Origin of the sequence: Lentilactobacillus diolivorans DSM 14421, assembly GCF_001434255.1 — a bacterium.
Taxonomy (GTDB): Bacteria; Bacillota; Bacilli; order Lactobacillales; family Lactobacillaceae; genus Lentilactobacillus; species Lentilactobacillus diolivorans.
The window spans coordinates 39318-57401 of record NZ_AZEY01000013.1 but is presented as its reverse complement, the minus strand read 5'-3'; the positions used below and the strand labels follow the sequence as shown (position 1 = coordinate 57401).

The window sequence follows — 18084 nt, the reverse complement described above, 5'->3', positions numbered from 1 at the left end:
CTTCTGCACGCCAAGAGTAGTTGGGGGATCGCCCCCTGCGAGGGTAGGACGTTGCCGCGCAAAGTAATCGAAAGCCTTTGATAGTTTTTACTATCGAAGGCTTTTGTTTTATAATAAAACAGTTAAAATCTGTAAGGAATAGGTGGAAATGATGAGGCGCTATAAGGCATATCGAATAACTCTGGGTTGGCAAATTCTAATTGGCTTAATTTTGGGAATCTTTTTTGGAATTATTTTTTATAAGAACCAAATGGCAATTATGGTGATGCAAAATATTGGAACCATGTTTATTAATTTAATTCAAATGATTGTTTTACCAATTGTGGTTTCGTGTTTAACGGTTGGAATTGCCAGTATTGGTGATATTAAGAAGTTAGGCCGAGTGGGTTTGAAAACGTTAATTTATTTTGAATTAATGACGACGGTTGCAATTGCTTTAGGAATGATTGTCGCCAATGTGCTTCATCCAGGAACATTAATTGATATTCATTCGCTACATGGCTCAGATATTAGTCAGTATATGGCGACGGCTAAAGCGGCAAAGCATTCGGGAATTTGGCAAACATTATTAGGAATTATCCCAACTAACATTTTTAAATCGTTGGCTAACGGTGATATGATGCCGGTTATTTTCTTCTCCGTTTTCTTTGGGCTGGGAATTGCAGCCATTGGTGAAAAAGGAAAGATCTTAATTGATGGATTAAATGCTGTTGCCGAAGTCATGTTTAGGGTAACCAACTGGGTAATGCATGCGGCACCTATTGGTGTTTGTGCATTAATCGGTGTCGCGTTGGCTGAAATGGGGATTAGTGCACTAATACCATTGGGATACTTTGTAGCAATTGCCTATGCGACCATGATCTTTTTTGTGATAGTCATTATGGGAATTGTTGCCAAATTGTTTGGTCTCAATATTTTCGATCTGTTAAGAGTGATCAAAAATGAAATCTTACTTGCATTTTCAACAGCGAGTTCAGAAGCCGTTCTTCCCAAGATGATCGAAAAAATGGATAAATTCGGGACAAGTCAAGGAATCGTTTCATTCGTTATTCCGACTGGATATACGTTTAACTTGGATGGTTCAGCAATTTATCAATCAATTGCGGCGTTGTTTTTGGCACAAGCTTATCATATAAATCTTTCGATTGGTCAGCAAATTACATTACTAGTTGTTTTGATGGTGACATCAAAGGGAATGGCTGGCGTCCCGGGGGCTTCCTTTGTTGTCCTGCTGGCAACAATTTCAACCATTGGAGTACCTGTAACTGGATTAACTTTCATTGCCGGGATTGACCGAATTGTGGATATGGGTCGAACAGCTGTTAATGTGGTAGGTAATTCGCTTGCGTCTGTTGTTATTGGAAAATCTGAAAAAGAATTTGATGAAGAAAAGTCTAAACAATACATTGCTCAGTACAAAAAATAGTAACTTGTAAAATAGATTGCTTTTATCGTAAATGGGCTGATTTACCAATAACAGATATTTCAGAATTGAAATAAGAAAGCAGATCAACCAATTGTAGATTTAAAAGTTGATTTGCTTTCTCATTTATAACAGCATATTCAGTTTGAATAAAACAAAAACCGTCAACGAATTTACGTTGACGGTTTTATAATATTATTAGTTCGATAAGATAGCAGTCATTTTTCAAGAATCAGTTTCCACCAGATACTTGGAGGTCGCGCCCTCATGATTACTATTATTACCGTTTTTATGTGTTGGCAATGTTGAACGATTAATTCATTCTCCCCAATTAGTTTCCTAAAAGGTGAAGCGTTTTTCGACCGCAAACAGTCTATCGAGCACAAGTACGTCAGTACCTAAGTGTTCGAAACCACTGAGAAATTGCATTAACCGAATTCCCAAAAATTTTGAAATATCTAAACCAACGAATACGAGAATTTTCTTGTGATGCATTTGGCACTAAAGCCATGAATCAAGAAATAATACGTTTAGATAAATCGAAGGATTACTGCTTTTGGGAAAATCGATCATAACAATCTCTCATTAAAATTCAAGTTGTGAGAGAGTTACCACAACCAATTTTCCCTTAATAGACTGATGCTTCGACGCTCCAGGATCTTTAAATTCGTTTGTCATAACTCTCACCTCTTCAAAAAATTTTATTTGGAATAAAAAGTGTCCAGCCGCTAACGACTGGACACACTACGATACTTTTCGCCAGTCGTTGAGCTTTAGCACTATGTGATGTAGTTATAATAACAGCTACGTTAGTCCAAGCCTTACTTTGACTTGGACAGCTGACTCATTGGCGTCTTTCGACGTTTCTGAGCAGTAGCATTTTCCACATAGGAGCCTCACCTAACAGCTTTATTCTTTTTTCATTCCATGGCTAATAGTATCATATCAAAAATGTCTTTGCAAGAATTAAGGTCACATATCCATCCCTGGCATATTTAAGTCTTCAACTTTAACGCCGCGTTCTTTAGCAAATGCGTTCATTAAAGTATCCATATCCATTAACTTGTAAGTCTTAGGATGATCCGGATCATAAACTTCAAATTGGGCCATCATGCCACCATCTTCGTGTTCAATGATATGACAATGGTTCATATAAACGCCAAGATGATCAAACCAAACTTTCAATCGAACGGTTTCACCTGGATTGACACCGACTGTATCCTTCAATCCATTTTCGTTTGGATATGGTGCATGACCGTTTCTGGAGATGACTCGGAATTGAGTTCCATGCATATGGTATGGATGAACCATGCCATTGCTCATGTCGTTAGTATTAGAAACGTCCCAATATTCAACATTTCCGAGTTTTTGTTTGTCATCAATTCGTTGCATATCAAATTTCTTGCCATTCATTTCAACTTCTTCATCCATTCCGGACATCACCACTTTATGAACAGGCGCATCCGGAGTAACATCAGGATCTGGGATATCGGCCAAATGGTCCGGTAGTTGACGGTCGTCACGTTTAAAGGCGTGAATTCTGAAATGAACAATTGGAACATCATCGCAGAATAAAGTTACGACATCGCCAGGTTGATAGTTACCAAAATCAACAATAATTTCAGCCCGTTCAGCACAGGTTAACATTAAGTGCGTGAAATCAACTGGTTCTGGTAATGTGCCGCCATCGGAAGCAATCTGGGTGAATTTTAAATCATCGCTAAAATGAAGGCGCCATTCACGACGATTAGCACCGTCCAGAATGCGTAATCTGAGCTTCTGCGTCGTGACATCGAAGTAAGGGTTAATGGTACCGTTAATCATTGGAGTTGGTCCTTGGACACCGTCTGGGTCATAATCCGCCATATAATCCCATTGATTATCCTCGTGGAAGCGTCGGTCCTGTAAAATAAGTGGAATATCATCGACACCGTAATTTCTTGGGAAGGGGAGTTTGGCTTCAGTATCATCTTTAACAACAACGGCTGTTGCAAGTCCCTTCCAAACATGTTGGGCAGTGGATGGACATGGATGGGCATGTAACCATAAAGTAGCTGCCGGTTGGTCACATTTAAATTCAATCTGGGTACTTTTTCCTGGATAAACAGGTGCATGACAGCCACCATCAGTAACAGGACCCGGAACATTTAGGCCGTGCCAATGGAAAGTAGTTAATTCGGGCAATTCATTCTTTAATGTAATGTGAATCATTTTCCCCTTTTTAAAAAGAATGGTTTTGCCAAGCAGATTGGTATTATATCCCCAGGTTTTTGTTTTTTCCCCTGGTAATAGCTGAACTTCCCCGGTTTGCGCAATTACCGTATAATACATATCTGTATCGGTTTCTCTATCAGGCTCCAGCAACTCTGGAACTTTTAGCTTTTGTTGAGGTGTTTTAGGCTCCTCAAGTGGTACAAATCCCCCGTCATGAGTGTTATATGCCGGCTCATCGAAGAAATAATCAGTATATACTTTTCTTTGAGACATATTATCCGCATCCTTTAATTTTAATTTGGATTCATCTCCATAATACCCCTAAATTAGGTTTTTCAACAAGATTTGTGGCATAATGGAATTAGAGTTATAAGAGGAGGTGTCATTGTGGCAGACGTAGTTTCTATCGATCAGTTAGATGAGACAACGACAACAAAAGCGATTAAAGATTTTATCGACTTTTATTTGCCTTACCTAAGAAAAAATGACCTTGAAATTCTTTCAGAATATAAGGTTGATTACTTTTTGGCAGATATTAATCATTTTGTTTTCGAAAATCAGTCCTTTACTCCTGAACAAATTAGAGAAGATTTGCTTAAGGACCGCGGTCAAGATATCGAGCATGTTATTTCAGTTATTAACCCAGAATATCAACCAGATGGTAACTTGGTTGCTGGAACATGGAAAAAGTGGTATCAAGCAAAATTTAATAAACTAAGTGTTCGCGACTAGTCGTTTAAATATACTTTCGACATGCATTTTGCTATTATTGACTTAACAAGTAATAGTGAGGAGGGGTTTTCATGGCTAAGGAAAAGTCCAAACAATCAAAAGAAAAGAATACACAGCCGAAGTTGCATTATAAAACTGATGTGACCGTTCATCAAATGGTGATTAATAAGTCGGTCATGTCGTTAAAAGTGCCGACAGTTATTGCGCAAAAGCAAGCACAGGGGTTGTTATCCAAGGTTATGGCCGATGGTATTACTCCTTACTACTTGAAAAAGGAAACATTAGAACGGCTTAGTGGGTTGTCACATAGAGAATGATTCATTAAAAAAGTAACCGGTTTATCAAGTATCAAAAATAACCTAATTTCTCAGCTGTGGGGAATGAGGTTATTTTATTTGCTGATTTTTTGCGATTCTTGTCAATAAAATCAACGCTGATAAGAAAGTGATTTTTAATATCCACGTATTGTGTAACTCCAGTGGATATTAAAATGCGGACAATCAAATCACCTCACGCAAACAAATATCCAATTTGTCTGCGTGAGGTGATTTGGCTTAGAAGAAAAGTGTTAAAAATGGTTCTCGACAACTCATCCTTCATCCATAATTAAACGAGATGAAGGATGAATTGTTGAGACGGATTCGAGAAACCAATTCCAGAAAAGCCAATCCGGTGACGTAAATTTGGAATTGGGTTCTTAGTACACATAATACGCATAATTACTTGGTTACCGGACGGACTTGTTCATAAATGTCATGATTCAATTCTTTTTCATCCGCTGCAATTGCAATCGCAGTGGTGGTGTCTCCAACAACATTTAATACAGTGCGAAACATTCCTGAGAACCAATCGATACCGGCTAAAATGGCGATACTTTCGGTTGGCAATCCCAGGGTTGGAACGACAATGGTTAATGCAACTAAACCACCACCTGGTACGACAACTGTTCCTAAACAAGCGATAACTGATAGCAAAATGATTTTCAACATGGCAACGAATGATAATGAAATTCCATATAGCTGCGTTAACGTTAGGCAGGCAAGTGATAGGTACATTGCCAGTCCATTGCTGTTTAACGCCATGCCCAGTGGTAACACCAACTGACTAATTGATTTACTAACTCCCAAGCGTGATTCTGCATCCGTCATTTCAACAGGGAGTGCAATCGCTGAAGAGGTTGTCGTAAAAGCAATCAGGATGATTCTGGAAAATCCTTTGATCAGGCCCCCAAGTGGAATTTTTGCATACCAACTGATAAGTGTAAACAAACAAGTTAAGAAGACAACGCTTCCCAATCCGAATGCCATTAGAAACTTTAAGAGTGGCAGGACAACTTTTAACCCACTATCGGCAGTCACCCAGGCCATTAAGGATGCGATTCCAATCGGGGCGGTCCTCATCACTAACATAACCAATTTGACAGTTAATTGGTTGAGTTGCTTGATTAAGGACAATACTTGATTGAATGTGCCGGCTTTATTTGCCTGATTAAGAACAATGCCGAACAAGATGGCAAAAATAATAACTTGGATCACGTTTCCCTTTGCAAGGGAGTCAAAAATGTTCGATGGAAAAAAGTTTAAGATGGTTTGATCGATGTTACTAGGTGCTTTGGCAATCTCTGTAGCGTGACTAACCCGCGACAAGTTCATACCTATCCCGGGATTAACGAGATAGCCGATTAGCAATCCTAAAACGGCTGCCGCTAGCGTTGTGATTAGAAACCATCCGGCGGTTTTGCCACCTAATCTTCCCAGTTGATTAGCAGCTAAACCGCCAATTGCTTCAATAACCGCGCCAAAGATTAGTAAAACAACGGCCATTTGAATCAGGCGTAAAAAGATATTGCCAATGAGTTGAATGCCAGCAATTTGTGGCCCTAAAATGAGGCCTGCGAAACCGCCCACAAGCATCCCAATACTAATTTGGCTTGTTAAGCTTATTCTTCTCAACATCACTTTCTCCTTGATTAATAGGCCTGCTGGTGTAGACTGGCTGTTAACAAATCAACACCAGCTTTTAAATCAGTTAAATGCGTTGCTTCCTGTGGTGCATGGCTGATGCCATTAATACTTGGGACAAAAATCATTGTCGTCCTTGTTACTTGGCTCATAATTTGACTGTCATGGCCAGCTCCCGAAGCCAGCGAAACATGACTTAAATTCAGCTGATTAGCCAAGTGATCGTTTTGGGCTAAAAGCTGTTGATCTAATTGAACCGGTTGGCTGTTGGCCCAACGATTTACACGGATTGACAATTGAGGCCGGGTCATCAGCTTTGCCTCACAATGAATCATCGTTTCAAACTCATTGAGAATCTCTGAATCAACATGTCGGCAGTCAATGGTGAAGCTAACTTTGCCAGGGATAACATTTGAGGTATTTGGTTCAACATTGAATTCACCGACAGTAACTGTTAAATCCGGACTTAATGATTGCGCCAAAAGTTCGAGTCGACTAATTAGTTGAATGCCGGATTGAAGTGCATCGTGTCGCCGGTTCATTGGCGTTGTCCCGGCATGGTTGGCAATACCGTTGATAACAACCGTAAACCGTCGTTGACCAACAATCGAAGTGACAAGCCCAATTTGTTGGTGTTTGGCAACAAGTCGTGGTCCTTGTTCAATATGCAGTTCGGTAAAAGTCAGCGGCAGACTGGGTAACGATCGGTTAACCGATGATGCTTCAAGCCGAGAAACCGCTCTAATACGTGCGGTATCGAATGAAATCCCTGACTTATCGGTTAGACCAACCGTTTCTTCAATGCGGGCATAGTGTTTCGAGCCACTAAACGTTGTTGGAAATCGACTGCCTTCTTCTTCACTAAATGAAATTAATCGAAGCGTCTTCTTAGGACGGCCAAACGCATTGAGTAACGTTTCAATTGATTGCAAGCCACCAATGACGCCATATAGACCATCGAACCTGCCACCTTGAGCAACAGTATCCATATGGGATCCGGTTGCAATAATCTGATTAGGCGTTTCGGTTCCTAATACGTCAAGATAAACGGTGCCATAATCATCAACTGTTGGGGCTAACCCAATTGAGAGTCCCCAATTGATTAATTGTTTTTGGCCGGCTATCCAGCTTGGCGTGTATACCAAGCGGTTTTGACCAAGACCATTATGTGAAAAAGAATTAATTGTTTTCAACCGCTGATCCAATTGGTCCAGGCTGGTTGTTAACATTGCGATCGCCTCATTATCATTTGTTCTAGTGGTAACATTTCTGAATAAGACTAATGGTTTAGCCTTCACTAACGCCGGTTAGCGGTGATGAAGCCACGGCACCATGTTCAATAACCCGGCCCGGTTTTGCCAAAAACGCCTTTCGGCCGGCTTCAACCGCGAGCTTGAACGCTTCGGCCATTAGTGGAATATTACCGGCAGTTGCCATTGAAGTGTTGGCCATAATAGCAGCGGCGCCCATTTCCATGGCATCAGCTGCTTGGCTTGGCCGACCAATTCCGGCATCAACGATGATTGGCACATCGATTTCGTCAATTAAAATTTGGATTAAATCTCTGGTTGCCAATCCTTTGTTGGTACCAATCGGAGCGCCAAGTGGCATGACCGTTGCAGCGCCCGCCTCGACCAGTTGTCTGGCGACGTTTAAATCCGGTAAGATGTAGGGCATGACAATAAAGCCTTCGTTAGCTAAAACCTCAGTCGCTTTTAACGTTTCATAATTATCAGGCATAAGGTATTTTTTGTCGGGAACAACCTCAAGTTTGATGAAATTACTACCGCTGAGTTCACGGGCAATCCGAGCAGTTCGAATGGCTTCTTCAGCATCAGTTGAACCCGATGTGTTTGGTAGAATGGTAATCCCGTCTGGAATGTAGTTAAGAATGTTCTCCTCAGCTGTATTAGTCCGACGAAGTGCCATCGTGATAATTTGGGCCTTGGCATGGTTAATTGCCGAATCAATTAAATCATAAGAATATTTACCGGATCCTAAAATAAAACGTGATGTAAATTTGTGACCACCAATGATTAGTTCGTCAGTATTTGTCATAATATCCTCCTAAAGTAAATCGTGGGCTGGTTTATATTTAAAACAAGGGTGACACTGGTCCTGAGTCAATTGTGAGGCATCGTGGCTAAACGGTGGTTTTACCTAAAATCAACCGGGTAATCATGTTAGCTTCGTGGCCTGCACAGATCATTACCCGCGGTGCCATTAAGCCTTCCACTCCCTTAGAAGTGCCATCACCTGTCAGATAAAGATTGGGACGGGGATGCTTGGTTGTGATGGTATTGGAACTGTGAATACCTGCCATTCCAGTTCCCATCACAAGCGGTTTATTTGGATAGAATTCGGTTGCTGCATCCAAGAGCATTGCCTTGGCAGCTGGATTATCAAATGCTTCACAGATAATGTCTGCCTGAGCAAAAAAGGCTTTAACGTTGTCGTGAGTCACTTTCTCTTGGATCGTTTTAATTTCAATAAATGGGTTGAACTCCTGAAGATTTTGTTTTAAAGCAACGACTTTGGGGACATCCAACTGACTCAATTTGAATTGTTGACGATTTGAATTACTGAGTTCGACGGTGTCAAAATCGATTAATATTAGATGACCAACCCCAATTCTGGTTAAAGCAATTGCGATGTTTGACCCTAACCCGCCAGCTCCGGCAATTGTAACGTGAGCAGAAGCCAGCTTTGCGGTAGAACCCTTAACATTACGTTCTTTCATTCCTGTATAGACGTCTTGATAACTTAATCCTTGGACTTCTGGTTGTTGTTCATTCAAAATTTTTCCTCCTAGCCGCCACCAACGAACGAAATCAATTCAAGCTTGTCATTTTTCTCAACGAGTGTGTGATCAAAATCGGCTCGATGGACAATTTCACCATTCCGTTCAACAACGATATTTGCTAATGGTGCATCGCGTTTTGTTAGGAATTCGGTAATGGATTGGCCAACAACGCCGGTTGTTTCATGACCATTGACAGTCACCATGCAAAAAGACCCCTTTCTTCAGTTGCCGAAGAAAGGGGCCAAATTGATTAAATAGCCTGCCAATTTTATCCTATCAATTAGCAGAAAAAGAAAAAACCTCTTTTTTCTGCAAAAAGAAGGTTTGGAAGTTATCTTAAAATCAATATATCCCAGCTCGTTCTTCCTTCGGCAGTACAAACTACATCAGGTTCGATGGGTATAATCTCAGCCATAACTGGCACCCCAGACGAATGTATTTAATTGATATGTAGCCAATTTGGCTTACAAAATATTTATAACGGTTTCATTGTCGATTGTCAAGCTGAAAAATATGCCTTTTATTTCTTTGACTGATCCATTACAATAATAATATTACGGTATCTAGTCATTTCACGTGATTTGGAGGACTTAAAAATGCGTTTAAATAATCGACCTTTATATTTAATAACCGATCATACTAATTTAACGAATCAGGAATTTTTGCAGAAAATTGAATTAGCATGTCGATCCGGAGTAGGGATGGTTCAACTCCGACAAAAATCAGGGACGAGTCTTGAAATATATCAAATCGCACTTCAAGTTAAGCAGATCACGGATCGCTATAAGGTGCCGTTAATCGTTGATGACCGGCTTGATATTGCACAAGCTGTGGCTGCGGATGGTGTTCATCTGGGTCAAAGCGATTTACCGGTCGATGTCGCTCGAAAAATATTGGGTCCAAATAAGATTATTGGGGCAACTGCCAAAACACTTAAACAAGCTAAGTTGGCTGAGGAATTAGGAGCGGATTATTTAGGTGTTGGGGCGATTTTCCCAACAACGACTCATGTTAAGACAGTTCATACCAGTGTTAAAACCTTGGGAAAGATTAAGCGATTAGTTCAAATCCCCGTTTATGCGATTGGTGGGTTAACAGCAGATAATGTATCAGCGGTTGCCCCGGCACATGTGAATGGTATTGCTGTTGTATCAGCTATTATGCATGCTGATGATCCGGTTGAAACGACTAAAAAGCTGCGGGATGCAGTTGAACAAGTTATTATTAATTCGTAAGGGGTAGGCAGTCATCGGGACGTAATCTTGCCTTTTATACAATGGTGTATTAGAAGTCTAAATAAGGAGTTTTTATTTTGAAATTTATTAAAGGTGTTCTAAGCTGGATAGTGCCAATAGCACTGGGATTGGTAATTGGTTTAGCTGTTAAACAATTTGTAATCAGTGCCAGTTTTATTCACGGGGATTCGATGAAGCCTAACTTGCAAAGTGGTCAAATGGTAACGGTTTTACGTCCAGCAACTATTCATCGCAACTCGGTTATTATTTTTAATGCACATGGTGAGGATCCACAGGCAACTAAGCCCACGGACTATTACGTTAAACGGGTCATTGGATTACCAGGGGACACGGTTTCTAGTAATAACGGTCAAATTTACGTGAATAACCATCAGATTAATCAGAATTATATTTCAAATAATCAGCGAACAACCGGAACTGGCAATTGGGATCTTCAATCTCTTTCACAACACTGGACACAGGATAAGGGTACTGTGAAGGTGCCACAAGGAAAATATTTTGTTCTTGGTGATCATCGGTCGGTATCCAATGATAGTCGATACTGGGGATTTGTCGATAAGAGCAAGATTGAAGGGGTGGCAAAGGCCTTTCCGTTCCAAAAGGATGCCAATCAAATTAATGCCGCCTATAAGGTTGGAGCGCCATACTGATCACTTTTGATAAAAAATAAAAAGTGAATCGAAGCTTTTAAAAATTACAGTAGTTCGGAAATTGGTGTTTGTTGGCCATCTTGGTAAGAAAAGGTTATCAAAATAAAAAGAGTTAGCGACAAAATTTAATTTTGTCGCTAACTCTTTTTATTTATAATCCCTCAGATCATTTCAGAACTGAAAGTGTTTTTATTGTTCTTTGTACCATGTGTAATGGAAGCTGCCTGGACGGTCAACACGTTCGTATGTGTGAGCACCAAAGTAATCACGTTGTGCTTGCAACAAGTTTGCAGGAACAACTTCTGAACGATATGAGTCGTAGTATGAAACGGCAGCAGCTAATGATGGTACCGGAACGCCGGCTTTAGTTGCAAGAGCAACCACGTCACGAGCTGATTCTTGATACTTCTTAGCAATATCAATGAAGTATGGGTCAAGAAGCAGGTTTTGAAGAGCAGGGTTCTTGTCGTATGCATCAGTGATGTTTTGCAAGAAACGAGCACGAATAATACAGCCGGCTCTCCAAATCTTAGCCATTTCGCCAAGCTTGATGTTCCACTTGTAGCTGTCAGAAGCAGCCTTTAATTGAGCAAAGCCTTGAGCATAACTCATTACTTTACCGAAGTAGAGGGCCTCACGAACTTTTTCAACGATTTCTTTCTTGTCAAAGTCAATGTCACCCTTAGGCTTTGGAAGAACTTTAGAAGCGGCAACCCGTTCCTTTTTAATCATTGAAATAAAGCGAGCATAAACGGCTTCAGTGATGACTGATTGGTCAACCCCAACTTCAAGTGCGTCTTGTGAACTCCACTTACCAGTACCCTTATTGGCACCACGGTCGAGAATCATATCAACGATTGGCTTAGTCTTGTCGTCGCCCAAATCATCTTTATGAGTCAAGATGTCAGCAGTGATTTCAATTAAGTAACTGTCAAGTTCACCTTTATTCCATTCCTTGAAGATGTCAGCTAAATCATCAACAGAATAGCCGGCAAGATTTCTCAAAATGTTGTAACTTTCGTCAATTAACTCTTCGTCACCATATTCGATTCCGTTATGAACCATTTTGACATAGTGACCAGCACCATTAGGGCCGATGTATGTGACACATGGCTCGCCATCTGCAGGAGCTTTGGCAGCGATTTGTTTAAGAATTGGTTCAACCAGATCATAAGCTTCTTTTTGACCACCTGGCATTAATGATGGGCCTTGTAAGGCACCTAATTCACCACCGGAAACACCCATTCCGATAAAGTTAATACCGGATTTATCAAGACGGGCGTTACGGGCCATTGTGTCGTGGAAGTTTGTGTTACCACCATCGATAAGAACATCGCCCTTATCAAGAAGTGGTAACAGTTCATCAATAACAGCATCAGTTGGTTTACCAGCTTTAACCATTAAGATAATTCGACGAGGTGTTTCAAGTGATTTAACGAAGTCTTCAACAGAGTAACTTGGAACTAACTTCTTCTCACCGTGATCCTTCATAACAGCTTCGGTCTTTGCGCCAGTACGGTTAAAGATACCAACAGTGTAACCGCGGCTTTCGATATTAAGGGCAAGGTTTTTACCCATAACGGCCATACCAACAACACCGATGTTTGCTTTTTGATCAGACATTTGAAAACCATCCTTTTCTATTAAAAATTATTACAAAAATACTGTAACTTGCTACACCGATAGTGTAACATTGCACAAGCAAAAAGTGAAACAATAATGTCGACATAACGGCATTAATTTAATTCTACAAAATAGATTGTGAAAAAGAAAGTTGAATATTTGAAAAAGATTTTCAAAAACAACTCCCAATGGTCACATTTATAAGAGAAAAATCGCCTTTTATTAAATTGAGGCTTTGAAAAACTTTTTTATCGCAATGGAAAAGAATCCATCCAGAACGTTCAAAGCGTAAATAATTTTCAGATTTGCATTGCGTTTGCTGACATAAATAACGTAGCAAACTATTATTTTGAATAATAAAAGCCGACCCTTAAGTGCTTTCGCAAAAAAGCCAATTGACCATTTTAGGCGAAAGACAACTAAAAAGTCAGCTTTCTGGTGTATCAGCCGCTTGGATAATTGATAGCGACTATTAATTGTTCCAACAATCGGGCAGTAAAACCCTAATGATTTATTGGTTTAACTTATATACCCATTCACGATGGTCACGTGCCAATAATTCATCAGCAGAAACAGGACCCATTGATCCTGGAATATAGTTAGGGAACATTGGTTGTTGGATATCCCAAACACGACGAATTTGATCAACAAACTTCCAAGCATTGGCAACTTCTGGCCAACTGGCGAAGTTTGTACCATCACCCTTCAAAACGTCATGGATGAGTCGTTCGTAAGGTTGTGGCGTACTCTTGGTACGTTTTGAATCCTCAATGAATTGTAAATTAACGGGTTCAGTGTGGAATCCTTGTTCACTATTCTTAGCGTTGACAACTAATGAGAATCCTTGATTAGGTTCAATAAAAATTGTCAAAACGTTGGCGTTTAGCGGTGCATTGCCATTTTGTGGGAATGCAAAAATGTCAACAAGTGGTTTCTTGAAGACAACATCCACTCGGGTGAACTTGTCGGCAAGTTTCTTACCAGTTCGGATGTAGAATGGTGTGCCCGACCAACGATAATTATCAAATAATAATTTGCCGGCAACAAATGTTTCCGTATTAGAATCCTCTGGGACACCATCTTCATGACGATAGTCCTTCGTATTACCAACAGAACCATATTGACCACGGACGAAGTTGGTTGAGGCTTCAGCAACATTGTAAACACGAAGACTACGTAATGCCTTTACCTTTTCAGCTCGAATATCGGTATCTTTAAATGCAACCGGTTGCTCCATCGCAAGGAGACTCACGATCTGCATGATATGATTTTGGACCATGTCTCGGAGAGCACCCGAATTATCATAATAACCGGCTCGTTCTTCGACACCAAGGTTTTCAGCTAAAGTAACTTGAATATTATCAATGTATCGGTTATTCCAAAGGGCTTCGAAAATGGTGTTTCCGAAACGAATGGCTTCGATATTTTGAATCATTTCCTTACCTAAATAATGATCGATTCGGAAAATTTGATTTTCTTCAAATGCGTTGCTTAATTCATCATTTAATGCTTTGGCTGACTCAAAATCACGGCCAAATGGTTTTTCAATAACTAAACGGTTGAATCCGTTAGTACTGAGTAAGTTTTGATTTTTAAGGTTCTTTGCGACTGTTCCAAAGAAGTTAGGGGCCATTGAAATATAAAAGACACGGTTACCGCCTAATTTATACTTCTTATCCAGTTCAGCTGCCTTATCCTTTAAAACGGCATAATGAGCTAAGTCGGTCACGTCATGGGTTACAAAGTAAAAATGACTTGCAAAGTCAGCAATTAGTTTTTTGTTGCTGCTTTCCTTATCAACGGATTTCATAACCATCTCACGGAATTTAGCGTCATCAAACTTGTAACGAGAACTCCCAATCACAGCAAAGTGATCACGGATATTCCCTTTTTCGTAAAGCTTTAGCATTGCAGGGTAAAGCTTACGAGTGGCAAGATCACCAGTAGCCCCAAAGAGCATAATCAAAGAACGTCTTTCAGTTGCCAAATTTTTCACTCCTATCAAAAGATTAACTAAGTAATTTCAGTATATTGTCTATACCAGTTCGCTAACATTATATAACACAAATCAACACAACAAAAGAGCATAGCTCATGTAAATGATAAAAATTTACAGAGATACTGTTTTCATTTTGGAAAAACTTTTCAACTCAACAATTGTGGTCTTTAAAAATACTGGTAATGATTTCAGCACGTGGTTATTTTCCGGCAACAATATCGAAATCATGCCAGATCTTTTTTGCGAATAGGACACTCAGGTTAATCTTTTGCCAACACTAATTTAATATACGAACTCTTTATTAAGAAATGCATAAATGAAGGTTTAAGCGCAACAGTTTGGTTGTTAATCGCTTATAATATAATTTGCAAAATAAAGACTAGGGAGTAAACAGTATAATGAAGAAAATTAAAGTTATTGCATTTATTGCTGTTCTTGCATCGTTTTTCTTAGGAATCAGTATCAATGCGTCTGCTAGTTCTCCATCACTCAAGGTGAACAACGTTTATACAACATCAAAGAACGTCAGCGGAACCGCATCCAAGGGTGTTTCGATTATTGTCCGAACTGCAAATAAAAAGACTATTGCGACGACAACGGCGGATACGCAAACAGGTAAGTTTAGTGCTGATTTGCATACAAGCTTTAAAGCAAACCAAAAGCTTTATGTCTATGCGCGTCGTTCGGCAACGTCTTATTTCTATCGCATCATGATTGTTAAGGCACCGACAACTACAAATGCAACGACTAATTCTGGGTCGACAACCAGTTCATCAACTACCAGTAGTTCAACTACGAATAGTAATGCCGGGAGTAAGTTAAAGATTAATGAACCAACTGGTACTTGGCGTTCTGGCAATAATAACGGTTATCGAGTTGTAACTAAGTTTAGTCAGTCGACCGGTTTGAATCAATACCTTTATAAGGACGGTAAGGTTCAAAAGAAGTTAATCAATTACGCTAGCTATAAAGTTACTACGTATAACAAAGCTTTTTGGGCAATTACCTATCGTCAACGCGGTCAAAAGAATTACGAACGTTTTTATTTGAGATTTACCGATAATACACATTTTATCTTAGTAAATAAATCAAATAAGGCTGTTAAAGTTCAATTCGCTAATACACCGGTTCATTATTATAAATTCGAATTGGTAAAGTAAGTTAATAATAACTGAAATCAATAGGCTGTGGCTGGAACAATTTTTTTGTTCCAGCCTTTTTGTATCATTACGATTATTATCGAGTGAAAACGTGTCAGAAATTTAACTGTGCCTCGTCTCACTATCAGTCTTTTTGTTTTTCAAAGGTTCTGGTTAGGAAATAGTGAGTCATTTTTGAGCGCCAGGTTTTGTTTTTGATGAGATTATGCGAAAATAGATAAGGGAAATATTCGAATAAACGTAAATTCATAGTGAGGGGACTGAGTGCTTGTTTAAAAAAAGAACTGAAATCAGATTTAATTCTGTTATTGTCTATGCACTAATTTTGAATGCGGGTGCCGCATTCATGTGGCCGCTGGTAACAGTTTATTTACACAATTATCTGCATAAATCATTAACTTTAGCAGGGATGACAATTTTGGCAATGTCGTGTTTTATGATGCTGGGGAATTACCTTGGCGGCTATTTGTTTGATCGCTGGTCACCATTTAGAACCGCTGTAATCAGCGTCTTAATATCGACTGGGGCAATTGTTGTTTTAATTTTTTTCCATGGATGGCCGATGTTTTCGATTATGCTATTATTTGTAGGCCTTGGTGATGGCGCTTGTATGACATTATTAAATTCGTATGCTGCCAGTATTAAAAGCCGGTCAACTCGGGCCATTTTCAACATTCTTTATATTGGTCAAAATTTAGGGATTGTGATTGGTACCTTAATGGTTGGGGTCCTTTTGAAGAATGGGGTTACAACGGTTTTTATCGTTGCCGCTATTTTTTATTTAACCTTATTTGTCATTACACTGATTGATTTTAATGTGCCGGTAGATCGACGGGCACCAATAAAAGCGTCCGATAAAGTAACTCCCGGTGCCCCCATTGAAACGAATGCCAATTGGCTGGTTTTAGCAATTTGTGGCATTGTGCTGGCTGTTTATTTAGCGTATGCCCTTTGGGAGAGTGTGATCGCTGTTCATATGACCAGTTTGGGAATTGCGTTTGAAAAATATAGTCTCTTATGGACATTGAATGGCCTGATGATTGTCTTTGGTCAACCAATCATTAATCGAATTGGCAATCACTTTAAAATGAGTACCCAAACTTACGTTGGCGTGGCAATTTTTGCGGCTTCTTTTATTGGTCTTATTTTTGCGAAAGAATATCCTGCATTTATTGTTGTAATGATTGTGACTACGATTGGCGAGATGATTGGCTTCCCTGGAATTCCAGCTTGGATTGACAGTCTTTCAACACCCAAACAACGAGGAAAGTATCAAGGCTACTTTAATCTGTTTTTGTCGGCTGGACGAGCACTTGGCCCACTGTTGGGTGGCATTATCCTTGATTTTGCCTCATATCGAGTTTTGTTCTCCTCGGCTGCTGGATTGATTCTGTTTTTCCTAATTATTTTGATGGGGACAAGTTGGCAGCGAAAGCAAAAAAGTCTGAGAGAACCTTAAATCAGTTTATTTGTTATTGATGTGATATAAAAAATAGAGAGTGGGACGAAAGGCGGTTACGTGGCAGGAAGTTACCTTTTGGCGTACGTTTCCACTCGGTAATAATCGTGATGACACAAAACGGGACTGGACAAAATCACTTTTGTCTCAGCCCCTATTTTTTGTGTAGGTCCAATTATTATCAAGTGAAAATACGGAAGAATAACTTCCGATCGTAGAACTGAACAACTCAAACGGTCACAATCTATTTAATCCTTTAACTTTTTGCCAACAACTGATAGATGCGTTCAACATCTCTGCCAGTTCCACGAAGTTCGTAGTCAGCTAGAAAGGGACAATTAAATTGAGATGCATAGCGCTTTGCGGTCAGACAATACTGTTCGTTGAAATTTCGATTACCACTGCCGATAATCCCACGACAGAGCGAGGCGTTTTTGTGATAAGCGATATATTCCCCCAATGTATTGGTCATCAGTTCTTTAACGCCATTGTCAATACCGTTACCACCATCTAGGTATGTGGGGACGAACGCAAAGTATGGTTGAGTCTCATCCGCAAAATCAGTTTGTTCACTAATTTCTGTAGATTTGATCAATGGGTTGTGAGCATCTTGATCGTGCATGCCAACTGCGTATTTGGTTAAATTTTTGACGAATGAACGGGTGTTTCCCTCAATTGATATAAATAAAATTCGGATTGGATTCAAAACTTGCCTCCTCAATAAAAGATATCTTTAATTAGAATCCGTGTAAAGGATTACATACTATCTAATACTTTAACGATTCTTTAAAGAGTAATCAAGAT

General features: G+C 39.7%; 16 protein-coding genes and 2 riboswitches. Of the genes, 7 read left to right on the top strand and 9 right to left on the bottom strand.

Going from position 1 to position 18084, the window contains the following annotated elements; all coding sequences use genetic code 11:
- Positions 1–151: 151 nt before the first annotated feature.
- Positions 152–1426, top strand: coding sequence for a cation:dicarboxylate symporter family transporter (locus FC85_RS01080; protein WP_057863726.1), 1275 nt, complete (start codon positions 152–154; stop codon positions 1424–1426).
- A gap of 748 nt (positions 1427–2174) precedes the next feature.
- Positions 2175–2338: riboswitch (M-box (ykoK) riboswitch) on the bottom strand.
- Positions 2339–2395: 57 nt separating this feature from the next.
- Here the strand turns inward: FC85_RS01080 and FC85_RS01075 are convergent.
- Positions 2396–3910 carry a multicopper oxidase family protein gene (locus FC85_RS01075; protein WP_057863725.1) on the bottom strand — a complete coding sequence of 505 codons (1515 nt, stop codon included), beginning with the start codon at positions 3908–3910 and terminating at the stop codon, positions 2396–2398.
- A 114-nt stretch (positions 3911–4024) separates the two neighbouring features.
- Between FC85_RS01075 and FC85_RS01070 the strand changes: the two genes are divergently transcribed.
- Positions 4025–4369, top strand: coding sequence for a hypothetical protein (locus FC85_RS01070; RefSeq protein WP_225427623.1), 345 nt, complete (start codon positions 4025–4027; stop codon positions 4367–4369).
- Between the two features lie 71 nt (positions 4370–4440).
- Positions 4441–4686: a hypothetical protein gene (locus FC85_RS01065; RefSeq protein WP_057863723.1), complete on the top strand. Its 246-nt coding sequence runs from the start codon at positions 4441–4443 to the stop codon at positions 4684–4686.
- 402 nt (positions 4687–5088) lie between these two features.
- Here FC85_RS01065 and FC85_RS01060 read toward each other — a convergent pair whose 3' ends face one another.
- The 5 genes from FC85_RS01060 to thiS all read right to left on the bottom strand — a co-directional run bounded on the left by FC85_RS01060 (position 5089) and on the right by thiS (position 9336).
- Entirely contained in the window at positions 5089–6324 is a 1236-nt protein-coding gene (locus FC85_RS01060) for a dicarboxylate/amino acid:cation symporter (RefSeq protein WP_225427622.1), read from the bottom strand.
- Between the two features lie 14 nt (positions 6325–6338).
- Complete coding sequence (locus tag FC85_RS01055) at positions 6339–7559, bottom strand: M20 family metallo-hydrolase (protein ID WP_057863722.1); 1221 nt, start codon at positions 7557–7559, stop codon at positions 6339–6341.
- A 58-nt stretch (positions 7560–7617) separates the two neighbouring features.
- Entirely contained in the window at positions 7618–8388 is a 771-nt protein-coding gene (locus tag FC85_RS01050) for a thiazole synthase (protein ID WP_057863721.1), read from the bottom strand.
- Positions 8389–8473: 85 nt separating this feature from the next.
- Positions 8474–9127 carry a sulfur carrier protein ThiS adenylyltransferase ThiF gene (thiF, locus tag FC85_RS01045; protein ID WP_371862971.1) on the bottom strand — a complete coding sequence of 218 codons (654 nt, stop codon included), beginning with the start codon at positions 9125–9127 and terminating at the stop codon, positions 8474–8476.
- Between the two features lie 11 nt (positions 9128–9138).
- Positions 9139–9336, bottom strand: coding sequence for a sulfur carrier protein ThiS (thiS, locus tag FC85_RS01040; RefSeq protein WP_057863720.1), 198 nt, complete (start codon positions 9334–9336; stop codon positions 9139–9141).
- A 142-nt stretch (positions 9337–9478) separates the two neighbouring features.
- A riboswitch (TPP riboswitch) is annotated at positions 9479–9571 on the bottom strand.
- Positions 9572–9729: 158 nt separating this feature from the next.
- Between thiS and thiE the strand changes: the two genes are divergently transcribed.
- Positions 9730–10368, top strand: coding sequence for a thiamine phosphate synthase (thiE, locus tag FC85_RS01035; RefSeq protein WP_057863719.1), 639 nt, complete (start codon positions 9730–9732; stop codon positions 10366–10368).
- Between the two features lie 77 nt (positions 10369–10445).
- Positions 10446–11039 (top strand): signal peptidase I, encoded by a 594-nt coding sequence (gene lepB, locus FC85_RS01030; RefSeq protein WP_057863718.1) that lies wholly within the window; start codon positions 10446–10448, stop codon positions 11037–11039.
- A gap of 189 nt (positions 11040–11228) precedes the next feature.
- Here lepB and gndA read toward each other — a convergent pair whose 3' ends face one another.
- Both gndA and zwf read right to left on the bottom strand, forming a co-directional pair.
- Complete coding sequence (gndA, locus tag FC85_RS01025; protein WP_057863717.1) at positions 11229–12662, bottom strand: NADP-dependent phosphogluconate dehydrogenase; 1434 nt, start codon at positions 12660–12662, stop codon at positions 11229–11231.
- A gap of 511 nt (positions 12663–13173) precedes the next feature.
- Positions 13174–14649, bottom strand: a complete 1476-nt coding sequence (gene zwf, locus FC85_RS01020; protein WP_057863716.1) for a glucose-6-phosphate dehydrogenase — start codon at positions 14647–14649, stop codon at positions 13174–13176.
- 410 nt (positions 14650–15059) lie between these two features.
- Here zwf and FC85_RS01015 point away from each other — a divergent pair, with 410 nt between their 5' ends.
- Positions 15060–15821, top strand: coding sequence for an Ig-like domain-containing protein (locus FC85_RS01015; RefSeq protein ID WP_057863715.1), 762 nt, complete (start codon positions 15060–15062; stop codon positions 15819–15821).
- 268 nt (positions 15822–16089) lie between these two features.
- Positions 16090–17280, top strand: coding sequence for an MDR family MFS transporter (locus FC85_RS01010; protein WP_057863714.1), 1191 nt, complete (start codon positions 16090–16092; stop codon positions 17278–17280).
- 256 nt (positions 17281–17536) lie between these two features.
- On the opposite strand, the gene nrdI is transcribed toward FC85_RS01010, so the two are convergent.
- Positions 17537–17986, bottom strand: a complete 450-nt coding sequence (gene nrdI, locus FC85_RS01005; RefSeq protein ID WP_057863713.1) for a class Ib ribonucleoside-diphosphate reductase assembly flavoprotein NrdI — start codon at positions 17984–17986, stop codon at positions 17537–17539.
- Between the last annotated feature and the right edge of the window lie 98 nt (positions 17987–18084).